Origin of the sequence: Actinokineospora spheciospongiae, from assembly GCF_003182415.1 — a bacterium.
In the GTDB taxonomy this organism is placed as follows: Bacteria; Actinomycetota; Actinomycetes; order Mycobacteriales; family Pseudonocardiaceae; genus Actinokineospora; species Actinokineospora spheciospongiae.
Genome location: NZ_QHCP01000011.1, coordinates 39,879 through 55,966, shown reverse-complemented (window position 1 = coordinate 55,966; position 16,088 = coordinate 39,879). Strand labels below are relative to the sequence as shown.

Annotated in this window: 16 protein-coding genes and 1 riboswitch; of the genes, 8 read left to right on the top strand and 8 right to left on the bottom strand. The window is 73.6% G+C overall.

What is annotated here, in order from left to right; genetic code table 11:
• Window positions 1–7 precede the first annotated feature (7 nt).
• From DFQ13_RS25300 to DFQ13_RS25290, 3 genes are all read left to right on the top strand, one after another.
• The gene (locus tag DFQ13_RS25300; RefSeq protein WP_110081608.1) at window positions 8–856 is read left to right on the top strand and encodes a DegV family protein; all 849 of its coding nucleotides are present in this window, start codon (window positions 8–10) and stop codon (window positions 854–856) included.
• Between the two features lie 144 nt (window positions 857–1,000).
• Window positions 1,001–1,990 carry a ComEA family DNA-binding protein gene (locus tag DFQ13_RS25295; RefSeq protein ID WP_233438575.1) on the top strand — a complete coding sequence of 330 codons (990 nt, stop codon included), beginning with the start codon at window positions 1,001–1,003 and terminating at the stop codon, window positions 1,988–1,990.
• Between the two features lie 319 nt (window positions 1,991–2,309).
• Window positions 2,310–4,637 (top strand): ComEC/Rec2 family competence protein, encoded by a 2,328-nt coding sequence (locus tag DFQ13_RS25290; RefSeq protein WP_233438574.1) that lies wholly within the window; start codon window positions 2,310–2,312, stop codon window positions 4,635–4,637.
• Between the two features lie 108 nt (window positions 4,638–4,745).
• Here the strand turns inward: DFQ13_RS25290 and thrC are convergent, their stop codons facing one another.
• Window positions 4,746–6,017 (bottom strand): threonine synthase, encoded by a 1,272-nt coding sequence (gene thrC, locus DFQ13_RS25285; RefSeq protein WP_110081714.1) that lies wholly within the window; start codon window positions 6,015–6,017, stop codon window positions 4,746–4,748.
• Window positions 6,018–6,026: 9 nt separating this feature from the next.
• Window positions 6,027–6,168, bottom strand: a riboswitch (SAM riboswitch).
• Between the two features lie 163 nt (window positions 6,169–6,331).
• On the opposite strand from thrC, the gene holA reads away from it, so the two are divergent.
• The gene (gene holA, locus DFQ13_RS25280; protein WP_035286038.1) at window positions 6,332–7,312 is read left to right on the top strand and encodes a DNA polymerase III subunit delta; all 981 of its coding nucleotides are present in this window, start codon (window positions 6,332–6,334) and stop codon (window positions 7,310–7,312) included.
• Window positions 7,313–7,771: 459 nt separating this feature from the next.
• On the opposite strand, the gene DFQ13_RS25275 is transcribed toward holA, so the two are convergent.
• The 5 genes from DFQ13_RS25275 to DFQ13_RS25255 all read right to left on the bottom strand — a co-directional run bounded on the left by DFQ13_RS25275 (window position 7,772) and on the right by DFQ13_RS25255 (window position 10,543).
• Entirely contained in the window at window positions 7,772–8,272 is a 501-nt protein-coding gene (locus tag DFQ13_RS25275; RefSeq protein ID WP_110081607.1) for an acyl-CoA thioesterase, read from the bottom strand.
• A gap of 75 nt (window positions 8,273–8,347) precedes the next feature.
• A complete protein-coding gene (gene rpsT, locus DFQ13_RS25270) occupies window positions 8,348–8,611 on the bottom strand; it encodes a 30S ribosomal protein S20 (protein WP_035286034.1) in 264 nt (87 codons plus the stop codon).
• A gap of 124 nt (window positions 8,612–8,735) precedes the next feature.
• The gene (locus tag DFQ13_RS25265; protein WP_035286033.1) at window positions 8,736–8,960 is read right to left on the bottom strand and encodes a hypothetical protein; all 225 of its coding nucleotides are present in this window, start codon (window positions 8,958–8,960) and stop codon (window positions 8,736–8,738) included.
• A gap of 6 nt (window positions 8,961–8,966) precedes the next feature.
• A complete protein-coding gene (locus DFQ13_RS25260; RefSeq protein ID WP_035286031.1) occupies window positions 8,967–9,902 on the bottom strand; it encodes an SPFH domain-containing protein in 936 nt (311 codons plus the stop codon).
• A 209-nt stretch (window positions 9,903–10,111) separates the two neighbouring features.
• Complete coding sequence (locus DFQ13_RS25255; RefSeq protein WP_035286029.1) at window positions 10,112–10,543, bottom strand: type II toxin-antitoxin system PemK/MazF family toxin; 432 nt, start codon at window positions 10,541–10,543, stop codon at window positions 10,112–10,114.
• Window positions 10,544–10,594: 51 nt separating this feature from the next.
• Between DFQ13_RS25255 and DFQ13_RS25250 the strand changes: the two genes are divergently transcribed.
• Window positions 10,595–10,966 carry a VOC family protein gene (locus tag DFQ13_RS25250; RefSeq protein ID WP_035286064.1) on the top strand — a complete coding sequence of 124 codons (372 nt, stop codon included), beginning with the start codon at window positions 10,595–10,597 and terminating at the stop codon, window positions 10,964–10,966.
• Here DFQ13_RS25250 and DFQ13_RS25245 read toward each other — a convergent pair.
• Entirely contained in the window at window positions 10,963–11,916 is a 954-nt protein-coding gene (locus DFQ13_RS25245) for a hypothetical protein (protein ID WP_110081606.1), read from the bottom strand. The two genes, DFQ13_RS25250 and DFQ13_RS25245, sit on opposite strands and share 4 nt — an antisense overlap.
• Window positions 11,913–12,407 (bottom strand): SigE family RNA polymerase sigma factor, encoded by a 495-nt coding sequence (locus DFQ13_RS25240; RefSeq protein ID WP_110081605.1) that lies wholly within the window; start codon window positions 12,405–12,407, stop codon window positions 11,913–11,915. Before DFQ13_RS25240 ends, DFQ13_RS25245 begins: the two co-directional genes overlap by 4 nt.
• A 99-nt stretch (window positions 12,408–12,506) precedes the next feature.
• Here DFQ13_RS25240 and DFQ13_RS25235 point away from each other — a divergent pair, with 99 nt between their 5' ends.
• From DFQ13_RS25235 to DFQ13_RS25225, 3 genes are all read left to right on the top strand, one after another.
• Window positions 12,507–14,132, top strand: a complete 1,626-nt coding sequence (locus tag DFQ13_RS25235; RefSeq protein ID WP_110081604.1) for a circularly permuted type 2 ATP-grasp protein — start codon at window positions 12,507–12,509, stop codon at window positions 14,130–14,132.
• A gap of 72 nt (window positions 14,133–14,204) precedes the next feature.
• Window positions 14,205–15,152, top strand: a complete 948-nt coding sequence (locus DFQ13_RS25230; protein WP_035286023.1) for an alpha-E domain-containing protein — start codon at window positions 14,205–14,207, stop codon at window positions 15,150–15,152.
• Window positions 15,149–16,048 (top strand): transglutaminase family protein, encoded by a 900-nt coding sequence (locus DFQ13_RS25225; protein WP_181400146.1) that lies wholly within the window; start codon window positions 15,149–15,151, stop codon window positions 16,046–16,048. Before DFQ13_RS25230 ends, DFQ13_RS25225 begins: the two co-directional genes overlap by 4 nt.
• Window positions 16,049–16,088 lie beyond the last annotated feature (40 nt).

The following is a 16,088-nucleotide window of genomic DNA, read 5'->3' as shown; positions in this document are numbered from 1 at the left end:
CCGCCCCGTGCCGTTCGCCGTAGTCACCGACTCGACCGCGTACCTGCCGCAGGGCTTCGCCGACCGGCACGCCGTCCGCGTCGTGCCGCTGCTGGTCCACCTCGACGGCCGCGAGTTCCGCGACGGCGTCGACCTCGGCCCCGGCGAACTGGCCGAGGCGCTGACCCAGCACCGCGCGGTCACCACGTCCCGGCCCAACCCGGGCGAGTTCATCGCCGAGTACCGCTCGCTGCTGGACGCGGGCGCCGACGGCGTGCTGTCGGTCCACCTGTCCCGCGAGCTGTCGGGCACCTGGGAGTCGGCCCGGTTGGCGGCCGAGGAGGTCGGCTCGGACCGGGTGCGCGTGGTCGACTCCCGCACCACCGCGATGGGCTTGGGCTTCGCCGCGCTGCGGGCGGCGGCCGTGGCCGCCACGGGTGCCGGGGGAGCGGAGGTCGAGGCGGTGGCGGTGGCGGCGGCGGAGCACACCAGGAGCTTCTTCGTGGTGGAAACCCTCGACCACCTCCGCCGCGGCGGGCGCATCGGCGCCGCGGCGGCGCTGATGGGTTCGGCGCTGGCGGTCAAACCGCTGCTGCACGTGCACGACGGCCGGATCGTGCCCCTGGAGAAGGTGCGCACGACCAGCAGGGCGCTGGGCAGGCTGGTCGACCTGGCGGTCGAGGCTGCGGGGGACGGTCGGGTCGAGTTGGCCGTGCACCACCTCGCCGCCCCCGACCGCGCCGCCGAGGTCGCCGCCCGCCTGGACGAGCGCGTCCCGAACTCCTCCGGTTGCGTCGTCTCGGAACTGGGGTCGGTGATCGGCGCCCACACCGGCCCCGGCGTCATCGGCGTCGTGGTCTGCCCCGGTCGCCTCTGACCAACCCCTCAGCGTCCCACCTGACCCCGACGTTCTTGCTTGTCCACAGGGACATCCCGCCTGGGTTGTCCACATGGGTCGAATCCATCCACAGGCGACGAACTCCCCTCGATCCCGCCCCGCGCCGCCCCTAGCGTCGATCTCATGACCGATCGCACCGCGCGCACCGCGCAGATGGACACCGTCCTCACCCGCCTGGCCACCGTGGCGGGCCGCCCCTGGGACGTCCCCGCACCCGAGTCCCGCGGACAACGGCGGCGCAGCACGAGCCGGTCCCACGCCGACCCGCCACCCGGCGCAGGCACACCCCGCACGCCACCCGGCATCGATCCCCCTCCGACCCCCGACGATCCCCCGCGCCGCACCACCGACAACGGTTCGCCCACGACTGCCGAGGCAGATCAACCCGACCCCGCCTCCCCACCCGACCCGCGCGCCGCCGACCCCGCTCAGGAGGAGCCCTTCGTCGTCGACTCCCAGACGCGGCCCGACCGCGAACGAACACCCCGGTGGTGGCACGACCACCCCGCCGCGGGCCTGCTCCGCCGCGTCACACCGCCCCGCCGCACCCCCATCGCCCTCATCGTCGGTGCCCTGGCCCTGCTGGCCGTCGTCACCTACTGCGCGCTCTCCACCAACCCGACCCCGGAACCGGCCCCCGACCTCGCCGCCGCCACCGTCGACCACCCCCGCCCGTCATCGACCGCCCCATCCCAGGTCGTCATCGACGTCGTGGGCAAGGTCAACGCCCCGGGTGTGCGCACCCTGCCCAGCGGCTCCCGGGTCCGCGACGCCCTCACCGCCGCGGGCGGCCCCACCCCCGACGCCGACCTGACCACCCTCAACCTCGCCCGCCCCCTGGTGGACGGCGAACAGGTCCGCGTCGGCCTCCCCGCTGCCATCCCCTCCGCCGCCGACCCCCAGAACCCGCCCACCACCGCACCCGTCGACCTCAACACCGCCACCGTGCAACAACTCGACTCCCTGCCCGGCGTCGGAACCGTGACCGCCCAACGAATCCTCGACTGGCGCACCCGCCACGGCCGCTACTCCGACGTCACCCAACTCCAAGAGGTCGACGGCATCGGCCCGTCCCGCTTCGCCAAACTGCGCGAACTGGTGACCGCCCGATGAGCGCATCGACACCACCTCCACCCGCCCACCGCCCTCCTCGAGTCGGTTCGAAGCCTGATTCCTGCCGCTTCCGCGGTGTGGTCGCCACTCCAGCCGCCCCAGCGGGCGCTCGGTCCCGGTCCCGGGTCCCATGCGGGGCACCGCTCCCCGCATGGGACCCACACGGGCTCACCGTTTCGGCGGTTGGTGTGCGAGCGGCTCGTCTGCCAGCCCGGACGCGCCGGCCGGTGTCTTGCGCCTCCCGTCTTGGTCGGTCGCAGCGAGCGCGTCCCGTGCGCTGCGTCCAACGGGGAATGGGTGACCACCCGGTGAGTCCGTCGTGATCGGCGCGGGCCACCTGACCGATGCCCCGGTCCGACACGACTGGCGCCTGGTCCCCGGTGCGCTCGCGGTGTGGGCCGCCGCCCTCCTCGCGCTGCTCGTGCACTGGTCGTCCGCCCTGGTCACCGGTGCGGTGGCCGTCGTGGTCGCCTGCCTCCTCCTCCGCACCGGGCGGCGCGCCTGGCCCCTGCTGGTCTCCGGGCTCGTCGCGGCCTGGCCCGTCTCGGTGGCCGTGCACGACGCGGTGACCCACCCCCTGCGCGAAGCAGCCGCCCGCCAGGTCTCCCGCGAGCTGGACCTGGTCGTCGCCGAGCGGCCTCGACCGGTGCGGTCGGCCGGGTTCGGCGCCACCCCGACCGGCCCGCGGTCCGTGGTCGTCCCCGCCGACACCCCCGACGGTGCCCGGGTCGCGCTCCTCGCCCCGGTCCAGGCGTGGGCGGACGTCCTGCCCGGGCAACCGGTGCGGGCACGCGGCGCACTCGCCCCCGCCGACCCCGGCACCCTGACCGTGGCCCTGCTGCGCGTGCGCGGTCCGCCGCTGTCGGCGGGGGAGGCGCCGGGCCTGCAGCGGCTCGCCCGGGACCTGCGGGTCGGCCTGCGGGACGCGGCCGGGGTGCTCGACCCGGATTCGGCGGGACTGCTGCCCGCGCTGGTCGTCGGCGACACGGACGGCCTGCCCGACGTGGTCGAGGGCGAGTTCCGGGTGGCGGGCATGTCCCACCTGCTGGCGGTCAGCGGCTCGAACCTGGCGATCATCTGCGTGGCCGTGCTGTTCCTCCTGCGGTTGCTGGGGTTCGGACCGCGCGGGTCGGCGGTCGGGGCGTTGGCGGCGCTGGTCGGCTTCGTCGTCCTGGTCGGACCGGAGCCGAGCGTGTTGCGGGCCGGGGTGATGGGCGCGGTCGGCCTGCTGGCGTTGGCGCTGGGCCGGGAGCGGTCGGCGATCCCGGCGCTGGCCGGGACGGTCCTGCTGCTGGTCGCGGTCGACCCGGGGTTGGCCGTGGCACCGGGGTTCGTGCTGTCGGTGCTGGCCACCGGGGCGCTGGTGCTGCTGGCGCCGAGGTGGGTGGACCGGATGACCCGGCGCCGCGTGCCCAGGGTGCTGGCGGAGGCGTTGGCCGTCCCCGCCGCCGCCCACCTCGCCACGGCACCGGTGGTGGCCGGGCTGAACGGGCAGGTCAGCGTCGTCGCCGTGGTGGCCAACCTGGTGGCGGCGCCGGTGGTCGCGCCCGCGACCGTGTTCGGCGTGCTGGCCGCCGTGCTCGCGCCGCTGTGGACCTGGGCCGCGGTGTGGTGCGTGCGCCTGGCCGGGCCCGAGGTCGACTGGCTCGTCGCCGTGGCCCGGTGGGCGGCGGACGTGCCGGGAGCGGCGATCGACTGGCCCTCGGGGTGGTGGGGCGGGCTGGTGGCGGTGGTCGTCCTGCTGGTGCTCGTGGTGGCCCTGCGCGGCCGGGGGAGCGCCGTCGCGGTCGGGTTGGTCGCCATGCTGCTGGTGGTCGTGCCGGTCCGGGTGCTCGCCCCCGGGTGGCCGCCCGCCGGGTGGGCGGTGGTCGCCTGCGACGTCGGGCAGGGGGACGCGCTGGTGCTGGCCACCGACGAGCCGGGGCGGGCGGTGGTGGTGGACGCCGGACCGGAGGCGAGTCCGGTCGACGGCTGCCTCGACCGGCTGGGAGTGGACAGGGTGCCGCTGGTGGTGCTCAGCCACCTGCACGCCGACCACGTCGGCGGCCTCGCCGGGGTCCTCGCCGGACGCGCCGTCGGCGGGATCGCGGTCGGTGCGGGTCGTTCGCCCGCGTGGGCGTGGGACCAGGTCCGCGACGAGGCGGCCGGCGCCGGGGTGCCGGTCGTGGGGTTGCTGCCCGGGCAGCGGCTGGGCTGGCCGGGTCTGACCCTGGACGTACTGGCACCACGGCGGAAGGAGGAAGGCAGGGCACCGGACGGCACGGAGATCAACAACCGCTCGGTCGTGCTGCGCGCGTCGACCCGCGCCGGGCGGGTGCTGCTGGCGGGTGATGTGGAACTGGGCGCCCAGGCGGAACTGCTGACCTCGGGAGCGGACCTGCGCGCGGAGGTGATCAAGGTGCCCCACCACGGCTCCGGCTACACCGCCCCGGAGTTCCTCACCGCTGTCGGGGCCCGCATCGCCCTGCTCAGCGTCGGCGCGGACAACCGCTACGGCCACCCGAGCCCGCGCACGCTCGACGTCCTCACCCGCGGGCACACCCTGGTCGGGCGCACCGACCGCGACGGCGACAGCGCGGTGGTCGTCGACGCGGGGGTGCCCGCCCTGATCGGTCGCGGCGGCGCCCGTTCACCGCCGAAGTCTTGAGCGGCGAACCGCGACAGGCAGGTGGCGCACGAAAACCGGTGCCGCCGTGGGATCACGGCGGCACCGGTCGGGCGGGGCGTGGCTCGCGGTGGCCGCGAGCCGGGTGGCTCAGTGGCCGAGGACCTCGCGGACGGCGGCGGCCGACGGCGGGATCGTGGCCTTGGGGCCGATCTGGTCCTGGACCGCGTCCAGGGTCTTGAGGCCGTCGCCGGTGATGAGCAGGACGGTCTCGGCGTCGGGGTCGATCTTGCCCGCCGCGATGAGCTTCCTGGCCGTGGCGACGGTGACCCCACCCGCGGTCTCGGCGAAGATGCCCTCGGTGCGGGCCAGCAGGCGGATGCCCTCGACGACCTCGGCGTCGGTGACGTCCTCGACCGCACCACCGGTGCGGCGGACGGCGTCGAGCACGTACGGCCCGTCGGCGGGGGCGCCGATGGCCAGGGAGCGGGCGATGGTGTCCGGCTTGACCGGGCGCACCACGTCGTGGCCGCCCTTGAACGCCGTCGACACCGGCGAGCAGCCGGTGGCCTGGGCGCCGAACACCTTGTACGGGGTGGCCTCGACCAGGCCCAGCTCGCCGAACTCGCGGAACGCCTTGTCGACCTTGGTCAGTTGGGAGCCGGAGGCGACCGGGATCACGATCTGCTCGGGCAGCCGCCAGCCGAGCTGCTCGGCCACCTCGTAGCCCAGGGTCTTGGAGCCCTCGGCGTAGTACGGGCGGACGTTGACGTTCACGAACGCCCAGTCCTCGTGCTCCGCGGCCAGCTCGGTGGCGAGTCGGTTCACGTCGTCGTAGTTGCCGTTGACGGCGATCAGGGCGCCGTCGTAGACCGCGGTGGTGAGGATCTTGGCCCGCTCCAGGTTGGAGGGGATCAGCACGACCGACTCCCAGCCCGCCCGCGCCGCCGCGGCGGCGACGGCGTTGGCCAGGTTGCCGGTCGACGGACAGGCCAGCACCCGGAAGCCGAGTTCGCGGGCGGCGGCGAGCGCCACGGCGACGACCCGGTCCTTGAACGAGTGCGTGGGGTTGCCGGTGTCGTCCTTGACCCAGAGCGACTTGAGGCCCAGGGCGGCGGCGAGCCGGTCGGCCTTGACCAAGCGGGTCATGCCGGGCTCGGTGTTGGGGTGCTCCCGCACGTTCGACGGCACGGGGAGCAGGCCGCGGTAGCGCCAGATCGACCGGGGCCCGGCCTCGATGCTCTCGCGGGTGATGTCGCCGAAGTCGTAGGAGACCTCGAGGGGGCCGAAGCACTCGGCGCAGGCGAACTCGGCGGCGAGCGGGATGCGGTGGCCGCACTCCCGGCACGACAGGGCGCGGGCGGGGCCGAGGTCGAAGGCGTCGGTGGTGACGGCCTGCTGGATGTCGACGGTCGATGTCATCGAGGACACTCCTCATCTCTCCCGCGTGGCGGGTCGGAATTGGCACCGTGGCCCGCCGACCTCCCGGCCGCGGATTCGTCGCGGTGGAAAGTGGTGGGTGCCGGTTGCCGGGGCTTCGTCGGGCCGTTCCCTCTGCCCCTCTGGATGAGCGGTATTCAGTTGTCTGGCGCACACAAGGACCGAGGCTGCCCTCGGCACGCCCGCAACGCTACGGCAACGAACGCGCCGTCGGCCAATCCCGTTTCCAGAATCCGAGAGCGCGCCCGCCGCGTCTGCGCAATCCTGCGCACCGCCGCCGTGGCAGGATTGCCGGGGTGAGCTCACCCTCGGTCACACCCGCGCCGCTGCAACTCGTGCTCGGCGAGGAGGAGTTGCTGGTCGAGCGCGCCGTGCGCGCGGCGCTGGAGACCGCCCGGCTCGCCGACGCCTCGGCCGACCTCACCCGCATCCGGGTGTCCGAACTCACAGCTCCTGAGCTGGCCGAACTGGTCAGCCCCTCGCTGTTCGCCGAGGGCAGGGTGATCGTCCTCGACGCCGCGCACGAGGCCACCCAGGACATCGCCGCCCTGGTCATCTCCTACGCCAAGCAGCCCGCCGAGGGCATCGTGCTGGCCGTCGTGCACAACGGCGGCGGCCGCAAGCCGGGCAAGGACGTCGTCGCGGCGATGCGCAAGGCGGGCGCGGTGGTCACCGAGTGCGCCAAGATCACCAAGGCCGCCGAGCGGGAGGGCTTCGTCCGCAACGAGATCCGCCAGGCGGGCGGCAGGACCGATCCGGCCGCGGTCGCCGCGCTGATCGACTCGGTCGGCTCCGACCTGCGCGAACTCGCCGCCGCCGCCCAGCAACTGGTCGCCGACACCGCCGGGGCGGTCACCGAGGAGGCCGTCCGCCGCTACCACCGCGGCCGCGCCGACGTCACCGGCTTCGCCGTCGCCGAGAAGGCCGTCACCGGCGACACCGCGGGCGCCCTGGAGGCCCTGCGCTGGGCCATGCAGACCGGCGTCCCGCACGTCCTGGTGGCCGACGCCCTCGCCGACGCGGTCCGCACGGTCGCCAGGGTCGCGGGCGCGGGCCGCGCCGACCCGTTCCGGTTGGCGGGCGAACTCGGCATGCCCGCCTGGAAGGTCAAGAAGGCGCTGGCCCAGGCCCGCGGCTGGAAGCCGCGCGCCCTCGGCGAGGCCATCCGCATCACCGCCCAGGTCAACGCCGACGTCAAGGGCATGGCCGCCGACGCCGACTACGCCCTGGAGCGCGCCGTCCTCGGGATCGCCCGCGCCCAGCGCTCCGACCACTGACCACCGGCCCGCGCCCGCGTTCGGGTTGCTGATCACCGGCCCGTACCCGCGTTCGGGTTGCTGATCACCGACCCGCGCCCGCGTTTGGCTTGCCGATCACCGGCCTCGCCCGCGTTGGACTCGCCGATCACCGGCCCGCTCCCAGTGTTCTGATTTGTGCGCTCAGCACCTGGAACGATCGGCCATCGGTCCGTGTCCGGCGCTCCGACCGCCTGCCACTCGCCCGAGTCCGCGCGGACCGCAGGCCACCCGGTGCGGCAGCAGGTGGCGCACTTGCCCTGTTCGGGGCCAGCTCCCCGGTCCTGCCGTGCGGGTGGTCACCGCCGCGCCGGGACTGTGGACAACCTCCGTCACCCTCCGAAAACTGTCGGACCCCTTCGGTAACGTGAAATTCGGGGGTCCCCCTGGGCTGTGGATGGACGGGGGCGGAGAGTCCGGGAAGCGACTACCGTTGGTGGGTCAGGGCTTCGGGTCGCGGCTGGCGAGGATTTCGTCGCGGCGGGTGAGGCGGTGGCGGCGGCGGATCTCGGCTTCGCGGAGGCGGCGTTCGTCCTCCGGGGTCTCCGGGAGCAGGGGCGGGACCTCGCGGGGGTTGCCGTGGGCGTCCACGGCGACGAAGACCAGGTAGGCCGTGGCGACCCGGGTGGGGGCGACCCCGGCGCGGTCCCAGGGTTCGGCGACGACCCGGACGCCGACCTCCATGGAGGAGCGGCCCGCCCAGTTCACCTGGGCGTGCGCGTGGACCAGGTCGCCCACCCGGACCGGGTGCAGGAAGGTCATGCCGTCCATGGCCGCGGTGACCGCCGGGCCGCCGGAGTGCCGCTGCGCGACCGCGCCCGCCGCGTCGTCGACCAGCTTCATGACCACGCCGCCGTGCACCGTGCCCAGCAGGTTGGTGTCGACCGCGGTCATGATGTGCGACAGCGACGTGCGGGCGGCGGACGGCGGCTTGGGGTCCATGCGCCCGAGTGTGCAAGAACGACAGCGGCGCCGCCCACCCGGGGGTGGACGGCGCCGCCGCGGAACGGGCTTCGGTCAGCCGATCTTGTTGGCGCGCTGCGCCATGGCCGACTTCTTGTTCGCGGCCTGGTTGGCGTGGATGACGCCCTTGCCCGCGGCCTTGTCCAGCGCGCGGCTGGCGGACTTGAGCAGCTCCTGCGCCTTGGCGGCGTCCCCGGCGTCGGCGGCCTCGCGGAACTTGCGGATCGCGGTCTTCACCGAGGACTTGACGGACTTGTTGCGCAGCCGGGCCTTCTCGTTGGTCTTGATGCGCTTCATCTGGGACTTGATGTTGGCCATGGCGGCTCTCCTCAGTGTCGTGTCCGGGTGGCGCGCCGTGCTGTGGAACGGTGGCCCCGCTGAGCGGGTCTCCTCCTGGGCGGAGTGCCGCACGGGCGCGTCGAACGAGAAGGGTAACAGCCGGTCACGGGCTGTCCGGCGGCGGCTCCGCCGGGGGCTGCTTCGGCGGTCGCCCGCGCCGGGGTGGGCCGCCCGCGCCGCCGGGGAGCCTGCCCGCCTCGGCCAGGGCCCGGCGCAGCAGGAACTCGATCTGCGCGTTGGTGCTGCGCAGCTCGTCGCCCGCCCAGCGGGCCACCGCGTCGTGGACGGCGGGGTCGAGGCGGAGGAGGACCTTCTTGCGTTCGGCCACGGCGCGTCAGTGGTAGAGGGACCCGGCGTTCACCACGGGGCTGGCCTCCCGATCGCTGCACAGCACCACCAGCAGGTTGCTCACCATCGCCGCCTTGCGCTCCTCGTCCAGGTCCACCACCTCGCGGGCCGCGAGCCGGTCGAGAGCGGATTCCACCATGCCCACCGCGCCCTCGACGATCCGCTGCCGCGCGGCGACCACCGCGCCCGCCTGCTGGCGGCGCAGCATCGCCCCGGCGATCTCGGCGGCGTAGGCGAGGTGGGTGATCCGGGACTCGATGACCCCGACCCCGGCCGCCTCCACCCTGGCGGCGATCTCCGCGCAGAGCCGCTGGGTGATCTCGTCGGCGTTCTCGCGCAGCGACAGGCCGTTCTCGTGGGAGTCGTACGGGTAGGTGGTGGCGATGTGCCGCACGGCGGTCTCGGTCTGGGTGATGACGAAGGCGAGGAAGTCGTCCACTTCGAACACCGCCCGCGCGGTGTCCTGCACCTGCCAGACGACCACCGCGGCGATCTCGATCGGGTTGCCGTCGGCGTCGTTGACCTTCATGACGGCCGTCTCGTGGTTGCGGATGCGGGTGGAGACCTTCTGCCGGGTGGTGAACGGGTTCACCCACCGCAGCCCGTCGAGCCGCACGGTCCCGGTGTAGCGGCCCAGGAACTGCAGGACGCGCGCCTCCCCGGGCGCGACCATCGTCAGCCCGCCGCCGACCAGGCCCGCGCCGACCACGGCCAGCACGCCGACGGCGAGGGAGGCGATCGCCGAACCACGCCCCAGGCCGACCAGTTCCGCCAGGCCGATCACGCCGACGACGACCAGTGCCACCCCCGCCAGGCCGCCGACGACCGCCACCGCCAGCAACGGCAGCCCGGCGACGCCGAACGCGACCCGCTCCCGCACGTGCGGGGCGGGCAGTGCCGGTCGATCGATGTCCACGCTCATGACTCCCCCTCGACTGAGGCTTTTTCCTAGCAAAGTGATATCACTTTTTCGGCGCGGGTGCCAGGAGGGGCGTCCAGTGGGTGCCGAACCCGGCTGCGGGCACTGCCGGGAAACAGGCGACCCCTGGCCGTCCGGTGCGAAGTGGACGGCCAGGGGGTCGGTTCGGCGGCGGCGCTGGGTGCCGATCGAACTGCGGCGCCCGCGTCAGCTCACCAGCCGCAGCGGGCGCGCAGCGTGGCGGCCACCAGGTCGAAGCGGTCTTCCTCCAGGACGGCGCCCTCGCGGCGGATGTCACCCTCGCCCAGTTCGAAGAGGCGGTCCAAGCGCACGTAGGACACCCTGCCGTCGCGGTCCCAGCGGCCGCTGCCCAGCTCCAGCCAGTCGTCGCGCTCGTTGTCGTGCGGGGCCTTGCTGGAGAGCATCAGCGCGCGCAGGGTGCCGCCACCCCGGCCGATCACCAGCAGCGGGCGGTCCTTGCCGCGCTCGGGGTCGTCCTCGTAGGGCACCCACGCCCAGACGATCTCCCCGGGATCGGCGTTGCCGTCGGCGTCGGGGGAGTAGGCGAACGACTCGGGGCGGTCGTGCGCGGGCGCCTGCCACACCGCGCCGCGGGCGGGGCGGGGGTCATCAGTGGAAGTCACGGAGGGTGACCTTAGTCGCGGATGGCCGCGCGGACCGGTAAGACGGTCAGCGTGGAGTTTCTCAGCAGTCGAGTCCTCATCCGTCCCGCCGACCGCGAGCGGTCCCTGGCCTTCTACCGCGACGTCCTCGGCCTCGCCACCTTCCGCGAGTTCCCCGGCGGCACGGTGTTCTTCCTGGGCGGCGGCTTCCTGGAGGTGTCCGGGGAGGGGCCGGGCGGGTCGGCCGGGGTCGCCCTGTGGTTGCAGGTGCGCGACCTCGCCGCGACCGTCGAGGAGCTGCGCGGCCGCGGCGCCCCGGTCGACCGCGAGCCCCGGCTCGAACCGTGGGGCCTGCGCGAGGCTTGGACCTCCGACCCCGACGGCACCCGCATCCACCTGGTGGAGGTCCCCGCCGACCACCCCATGCGCCTCGACACCCGCTAGCGCCCGAACCAGTCCCACGGCCGGTCCGGTCCGATCCGCATCCCGTCGGCGATCCGGATCAGGTCGGTGTCCGCCGTGCCGCCCCTGATCCGCAACCACCGGCCGTCGGCGAGCCGCGCGGTCAGGGTTCGAGCACCCTGGGGAACCCCGGGGGTGAGCACGCCGGGCAGGCCGCGCACAGTGACCTCCGTCCGCTCGCCGTGCAGGGTGGGGGAGAGCCGGGTGATCTCGGCGGTGATCGGGTGGTCACCGGGGTCCTGGGTGCCCACGCTGGTCGAGGTGACGTAGACCGTCTCGCCGCTGAACGGGCCTTGCCCGCTCCCCAGCGGGCCGGGGCCCGCCTGCACCGTGCCGCGCATGAGGTTGTCCGGAAGCCACCCGAACTGGGCCGGGACCGTCAGCCCGGTCCCCGGGGCAGCCACCACCGACACCGCGGCGGCCCTGGCCACCAGGAGCGCGTCCGGCACGTCAGTGACCCTGACCCCCAACTCGAGGTCGGGCCTGGGTCGCCAGGTTATCCAGGGGCTGCCCTGCGGGTCTTCCACCGGCGCGGTCGCAGGATCGGTGGGGGCGGTCGCGGACGGCTCGACTGTCCGGCCACCCAGTGTGATCCGCCCCGTGCCGTTCAGCCAGGTGCGCGACCAGTGCCCGTCGGCGAGCTCGATCAGCCGGTGCCGCTCGGTGAACCCGTGGGGCAGGTCGGTCGGTCGGTACTCCATGGCCACCGTCAGGTCGGGTGCGTCCGGTGGGGCGTACCCGGCAGGTGGCACCGCCTCCGGCCGGGTCCACACGGCAAAGCCCAGCACGACGGCCACCACGGCCGCCGCCACCGCCGGGACCGCCCACCGCCGCGGGGTCCGCCGCCCGGGGGCGAGCGCCGCCCGCAGGCCCGCCACGTCCGGCGCGCGGTCGGCCTGCTCCTCGAACACGGCCCTGATCAGGTCTGTCATCGCGCACCTCCCGGTGTCCAGGCGAACTCGTCCACGCGCAGCGCCGCCAGCGCCCGGGACGCGTGGCTGCGGACGGTCCCGGGGCGGGACCCCAGGACCTCGGCGATCTCCGCGTCGGTGAGCCCGCTGTAGTACCTCAGGGCCAGAACCGCCCGCTGCTTCGGCGGCAGCGCCCTGATCCGGCTCAGCATCTCTTCGCGTTCGCCGTAGTCCGGGTCCTCCACAGCGGGGGAGAGCCCCGCCAGCACCTCCGGGCCCGCCGGGAGGTCGCCGAACGACTTCCGCCTGCGCAGGCTCAGGTACTCGTTGACCACCATCTTGCGCAGGTACCCGTCCGGCGAACCCACCGACACGATGCGCGACCAGCGGCGTTGTGCGCGCAGCAGAACCTCTTGCACGATGTCCTCCGCGAGGTGCGGATCGCAGGTGAGCGCGGTGGCGAAGCGCAGCAGCGCCCGCCCCCGGCTGTCCACGAACTCCTCGATCGTCACGGCGCGTCCCCCGTCTCCAGTGCACCTCACACGCGGTGGAGCCCCTGATGTGTTGAGCGGGTAGTGCGCAACGACCTCCGGTTGGGTGAAGATGCCAGGATGGAGCGTTCAGCGACAGCAGCCCGGCCCAAGCGCGGGGCCCGGGACACCGGGCCCGACCTCGGCGGGTTGTTCGAGGGCTACCTCGACCCGCGGCGCCCGCACGCCGGGGCCTACGACGAGATGTTCGCCCAGGACGACGCCGCCGTGCGCCAGGCCTACCGGCGGTTGCACGAGCAATTGGCCGCCTCCCAGCCCGGTGACCTGACCGCCCGCTCCGAGGCCCTCGACCGGGCGCTGGTCGACCAGGGCATCACGTTCTCGCTGTCCGGGCAGGAGCGGCCGTTCCCGCTCGACCTGGTGCCCAGGGTCATCACCGCGCAGGAGTGGGCGCGGCTGGAGAAGGGCATCGTGCAGCGGGTCAGGGCGCTGGAGATGTTCCTCGCCGACATCTACGGCGACCAGCAGATCGTCCGCGACGGTGTGCTCCCGCGCAGGCTGATCACCTCCTGCGACCACTTCCACCGCTCCGCCGCCGGGGTGCTGCCGCCCAACGGCGTGCGCATCCACGTGTCCGGCATCGACGTGGTCCGCGACGAGGAGGGCACGTTCCGCGTCCTGGAGGACAACCTGCGCAACCCCTCCGGCGTGTCCTACGTGATGGAGAACCGGCGCACCATGGCCCGGGTGTTCCCCGACCTGTTCGCCAAGCACCGGGTGCGCGCGGTGGGCGACTACGCCGTGCACCTGCTGCGGTCGCTGCGCGCGGCGGCGGCGGCGAACGTGGCGGACCCGAACGTCGTCGTGCTGACCCCGGGGGTGCACAACTCCGCCTACTTCGAGCACTCCCTGCTGGCCAGGCAGATGGGGGTCGAGCTGGTGGAGGGGCGCGACCTGTTCTGCCGCGACAACGTCATCTACCTGCGCACCACCGAGGGCGAGCGGCAGGTCGACGTCATCTACCGGCGCATCGACGACGACTACCTGGACCCGGTGCAGTTCCGGCCGGACTCGGTGCTGGGCGTGGCGGGCATCCTCAACGCCGCCCGCGCGGGCAACGTCGTCATCGCCAACGCCGTGGGCAACGGGGTGGGCGACGACAAGCTGGTCTACACCTACCTGCCCGAGATCCTCGAGTACTACCTGGGCGAGTCCCCGCTGCTGCCCAATGTGGACACGTTCCGCTGCTGGCTGCCGCAGGAGCAGGAGCAGGTGCTCGACCGCATCGACCAGTTGGTGGTCAAGCCGGTGGAGGGTTCCGGTGGCTACGGCATCGTCTTCGGGCCCGACTCCGACCCCAAGGAGTTGAACGCGCTGCGCAAGAAGATCCGGGCGCACCCGCGCGGGTGGATCGCCCAACCCGTGGTGCAGTTGTCGACCGTGCCCACGAAGGTCGGTCAGCGGCTCAAGCCGCGCCACGTGGACCTGCGCCCGTTCGCGGTCAACGACGGCAAGTCCGTCTTCGTGCTCCCCGGCGGCCTGACCAGGGTGGCCCTGCCGGAGGGTTCGCTGGTCGTGAACTCCTCGCAGGGCGGCGGTTCCAAGGACACCTGGGTGCTGGCCGCCCGTTCGTCCACCGCGGACGCCGAACTCAGCGGTCAGGGGCTCGTCGGGGCCGCCGCGCTCGACGAGTTCGCCCCGGAGCAGGGCCCGGAGCTGACCTCCGCGCAGCAACAGCAGCAGTGATCGCTTAACGTGGTCGTCACGACCAGCGGCTAGACAGGTGCGGACCGCGCACGCCACGGCGAGGAGGCAGGGATGCTCGCACGCAACGCTGAGTCGCTCTACTGGATCGGCAGGTACGTCGAGCGCGCCGACGACACCGCCCGCATCCTCGACGTGTCCGTCCACCACCTGCTGGAGGACGCGACCGTCGACGCCGACGCCACCAGCCGCCAGCTGCTGGCCGTGCTGGGCATGACCCCGCCGGAGGGCACCGAGCTGGAGATGCGCTCGCTGACCGACCTGGTCGCGTTCTCCCGGGAGCACGCCGGGTCGATCGTGTCCTCGGTCTCCAGCGCCAGGGAGAACACCCGCGTCGCCCGCGAGGTGGTCTCCACGGAGCTGTGGGAGTGCATCAACGCGATGTGGAACGCCCTGCCCGAGCGGCAGAGGGCGTCCCGGCGCACCGGCCCGCACTCGTTCTTCGCCTTCGTCGAGGAGCGGGCGGCGATGTTCGCCGGGCTGGCCGACTCCACGATGTCGCGCGACGACGGCTGGCGGTTCCTCGTCCTGGGCCGTTCGGTGGAACGCGTGGACATGATCGTCCGGCTGCTGATGTCGCGGGTGGGCGACAAGCCGTCGTCCCCGGGGTGGGTCACCGTGCTGCGCTCGGCGGGCGCCCACGACACCTACCTGCGCACCTACCGCGGTGCCCTCGACGCCCGCCGGGTGGTGCAGTTCCTGCTGCTCGACCGGCTGTTCCCGCGCTCGGTGTTCCACGCGCTGAGCCAGGCCGAGCGCTGCCTGGAGCACCTCGACAACCGCCCCACCAACCGGGTCGGTTCCAAGGCCGAAGCCATCCGGCTGCTCGGCAAGGCGCGCAGCGACCTGGAGTTCCTGCGCCCGGACGAGCTGCTGGAGAACCTGACCGACCGGCTGGCCCAGCTCCAGGAGACCGTCCGCGAGGTCGGCGAGGCCGTGTCGCAGCAGTACTTCCACTCCGTACCGTGGGTGGCCTGGACGAACGCGGAGGTGAGCCTGTGACCGCGGCGAGCACGACCCCGTCGACGACGGGCACGACGGGGTCCAACGGCACCGGGACCTGGCGGTTGCGGGTGGTGCACACCACCGGCTACCGCTACCAGGCCCCGGTGGTGCAGTCGTTCAACGAGGCCCGGCTCACCCCGCGCAGCGACCGGTGGCAGAACCTGGTGGTGACCCGGATCGAGACCACCCCGCCCACCCGGTCGTTCCGCTACACCGACTACTGGGGCACCGAGGTCACCGCCTTCGACCTGCACGCCCCGCACACCGAACTCAAGATCGTCGCGTCCTCGGTGGTGGAGACCGGCGAGACGGTGCTGCCGCTCGACGGCGCCACCTGGGCCGACCTGCGCGCGGACCGGCTGGTCGACCGCTACGGCGAGTACCTGGAGTGGACCCGGTACGTGCCCAGGCACAAGGAGCTGGGCCAGTTGGCCCGCGAGCTGCGCAAGGGCCGCAAGCCGCACGAGACCGTGCTGGCCATCGCCGAACTGGTGTACGACCGGCTCACCTACAAGCGCGGCACCACCGGGGTGCACAGCTCCGCCGTCGACGCCTGGGAGGCCCGCGAGGGCGTCTGCCAGGACTACGCGCACCTCACCCTGGCCATGCTGCGCGCGGTGGGCATCCCGTCGCGGTACGTCTCCGGCTACCTGCACACCAAGCCCGACGGCGTGGTGGGGGAGACGGTCGTGGGGGAGTCGCACGCCTGGGTGGAGGCCTGGACCGGGGGATGGTGGGGGTTCGACCCCACCAACGACATCGAGATCAGCCCCCGCCACATCTGGGTCGCCACCGGCCGCGACTACGCCGACGTGTCCCCGGTGAAGGGCACCTACAGCGGCGGTCCGGCGGCGGCGATCGAGGTCTCGGTGGAGGTGACCCGGCTGGCGTGAGAGCCCCACCGCCCGGCATGGGACGATGGGGTGTACCCGG

Bases quoted from the DNA above. Each gene is read 5' to 3' on its own strand.
- DFQ13_RS25295 (WP_233438575.1), top strand. From the start codon at position 1,001: ATGACCGATCGCACCGCGCGCACCGCGCAGATGGACACCGTCCTCACC.
- thrC (WP_110081714.1), bottom strand. From the start codon at position 6,017: ATGACATCGACCGTCGACATCCAGCAGGCCGTCACCACCGACGCCTTC.
- DFQ13_RS25275 (WP_110081607.1), bottom strand. From the start codon at position 8,272: ATGGACCCCAAGCCGCCGTCCGCCGCCCGCACGTCGCTGTCGCACATC.
- rpsT (WP_035286034.1), bottom strand. From the start codon at position 8,611: ATGGCCAACATCAAGTCCCAGATGAAGCGCATCAAGACCAACGAGAAG.
- DFQ13_RS25260 (WP_035286031.1), bottom strand. From the start codon at position 9,902: ATGAGCGTGGACATCGATCGACCGGCACTGCCCGCCCCGCACGTGCGG.
- DFQ13_RS25245 (WP_110081606.1), bottom strand. From the start codon at position 11,916: ATGACAGACCTGATCAGGGCCGTGTTCGAGGAGCAGGCCGACCGCGCG.
- DFQ13_RS25235 (WP_110081604.1), top strand. From the start codon at position 12,507: ATGGAGCGTTCAGCGACAGCAGCCCGGCCCAAGCGCGGGGCCCGGGAC.
- DFQ13_RS25230 (WP_035286023.1), top strand. From the start codon at position 14,205: ATGCTCGCACGCAACGCTGAGTCGCTCTACTGGATCGGCAGGTACGTC.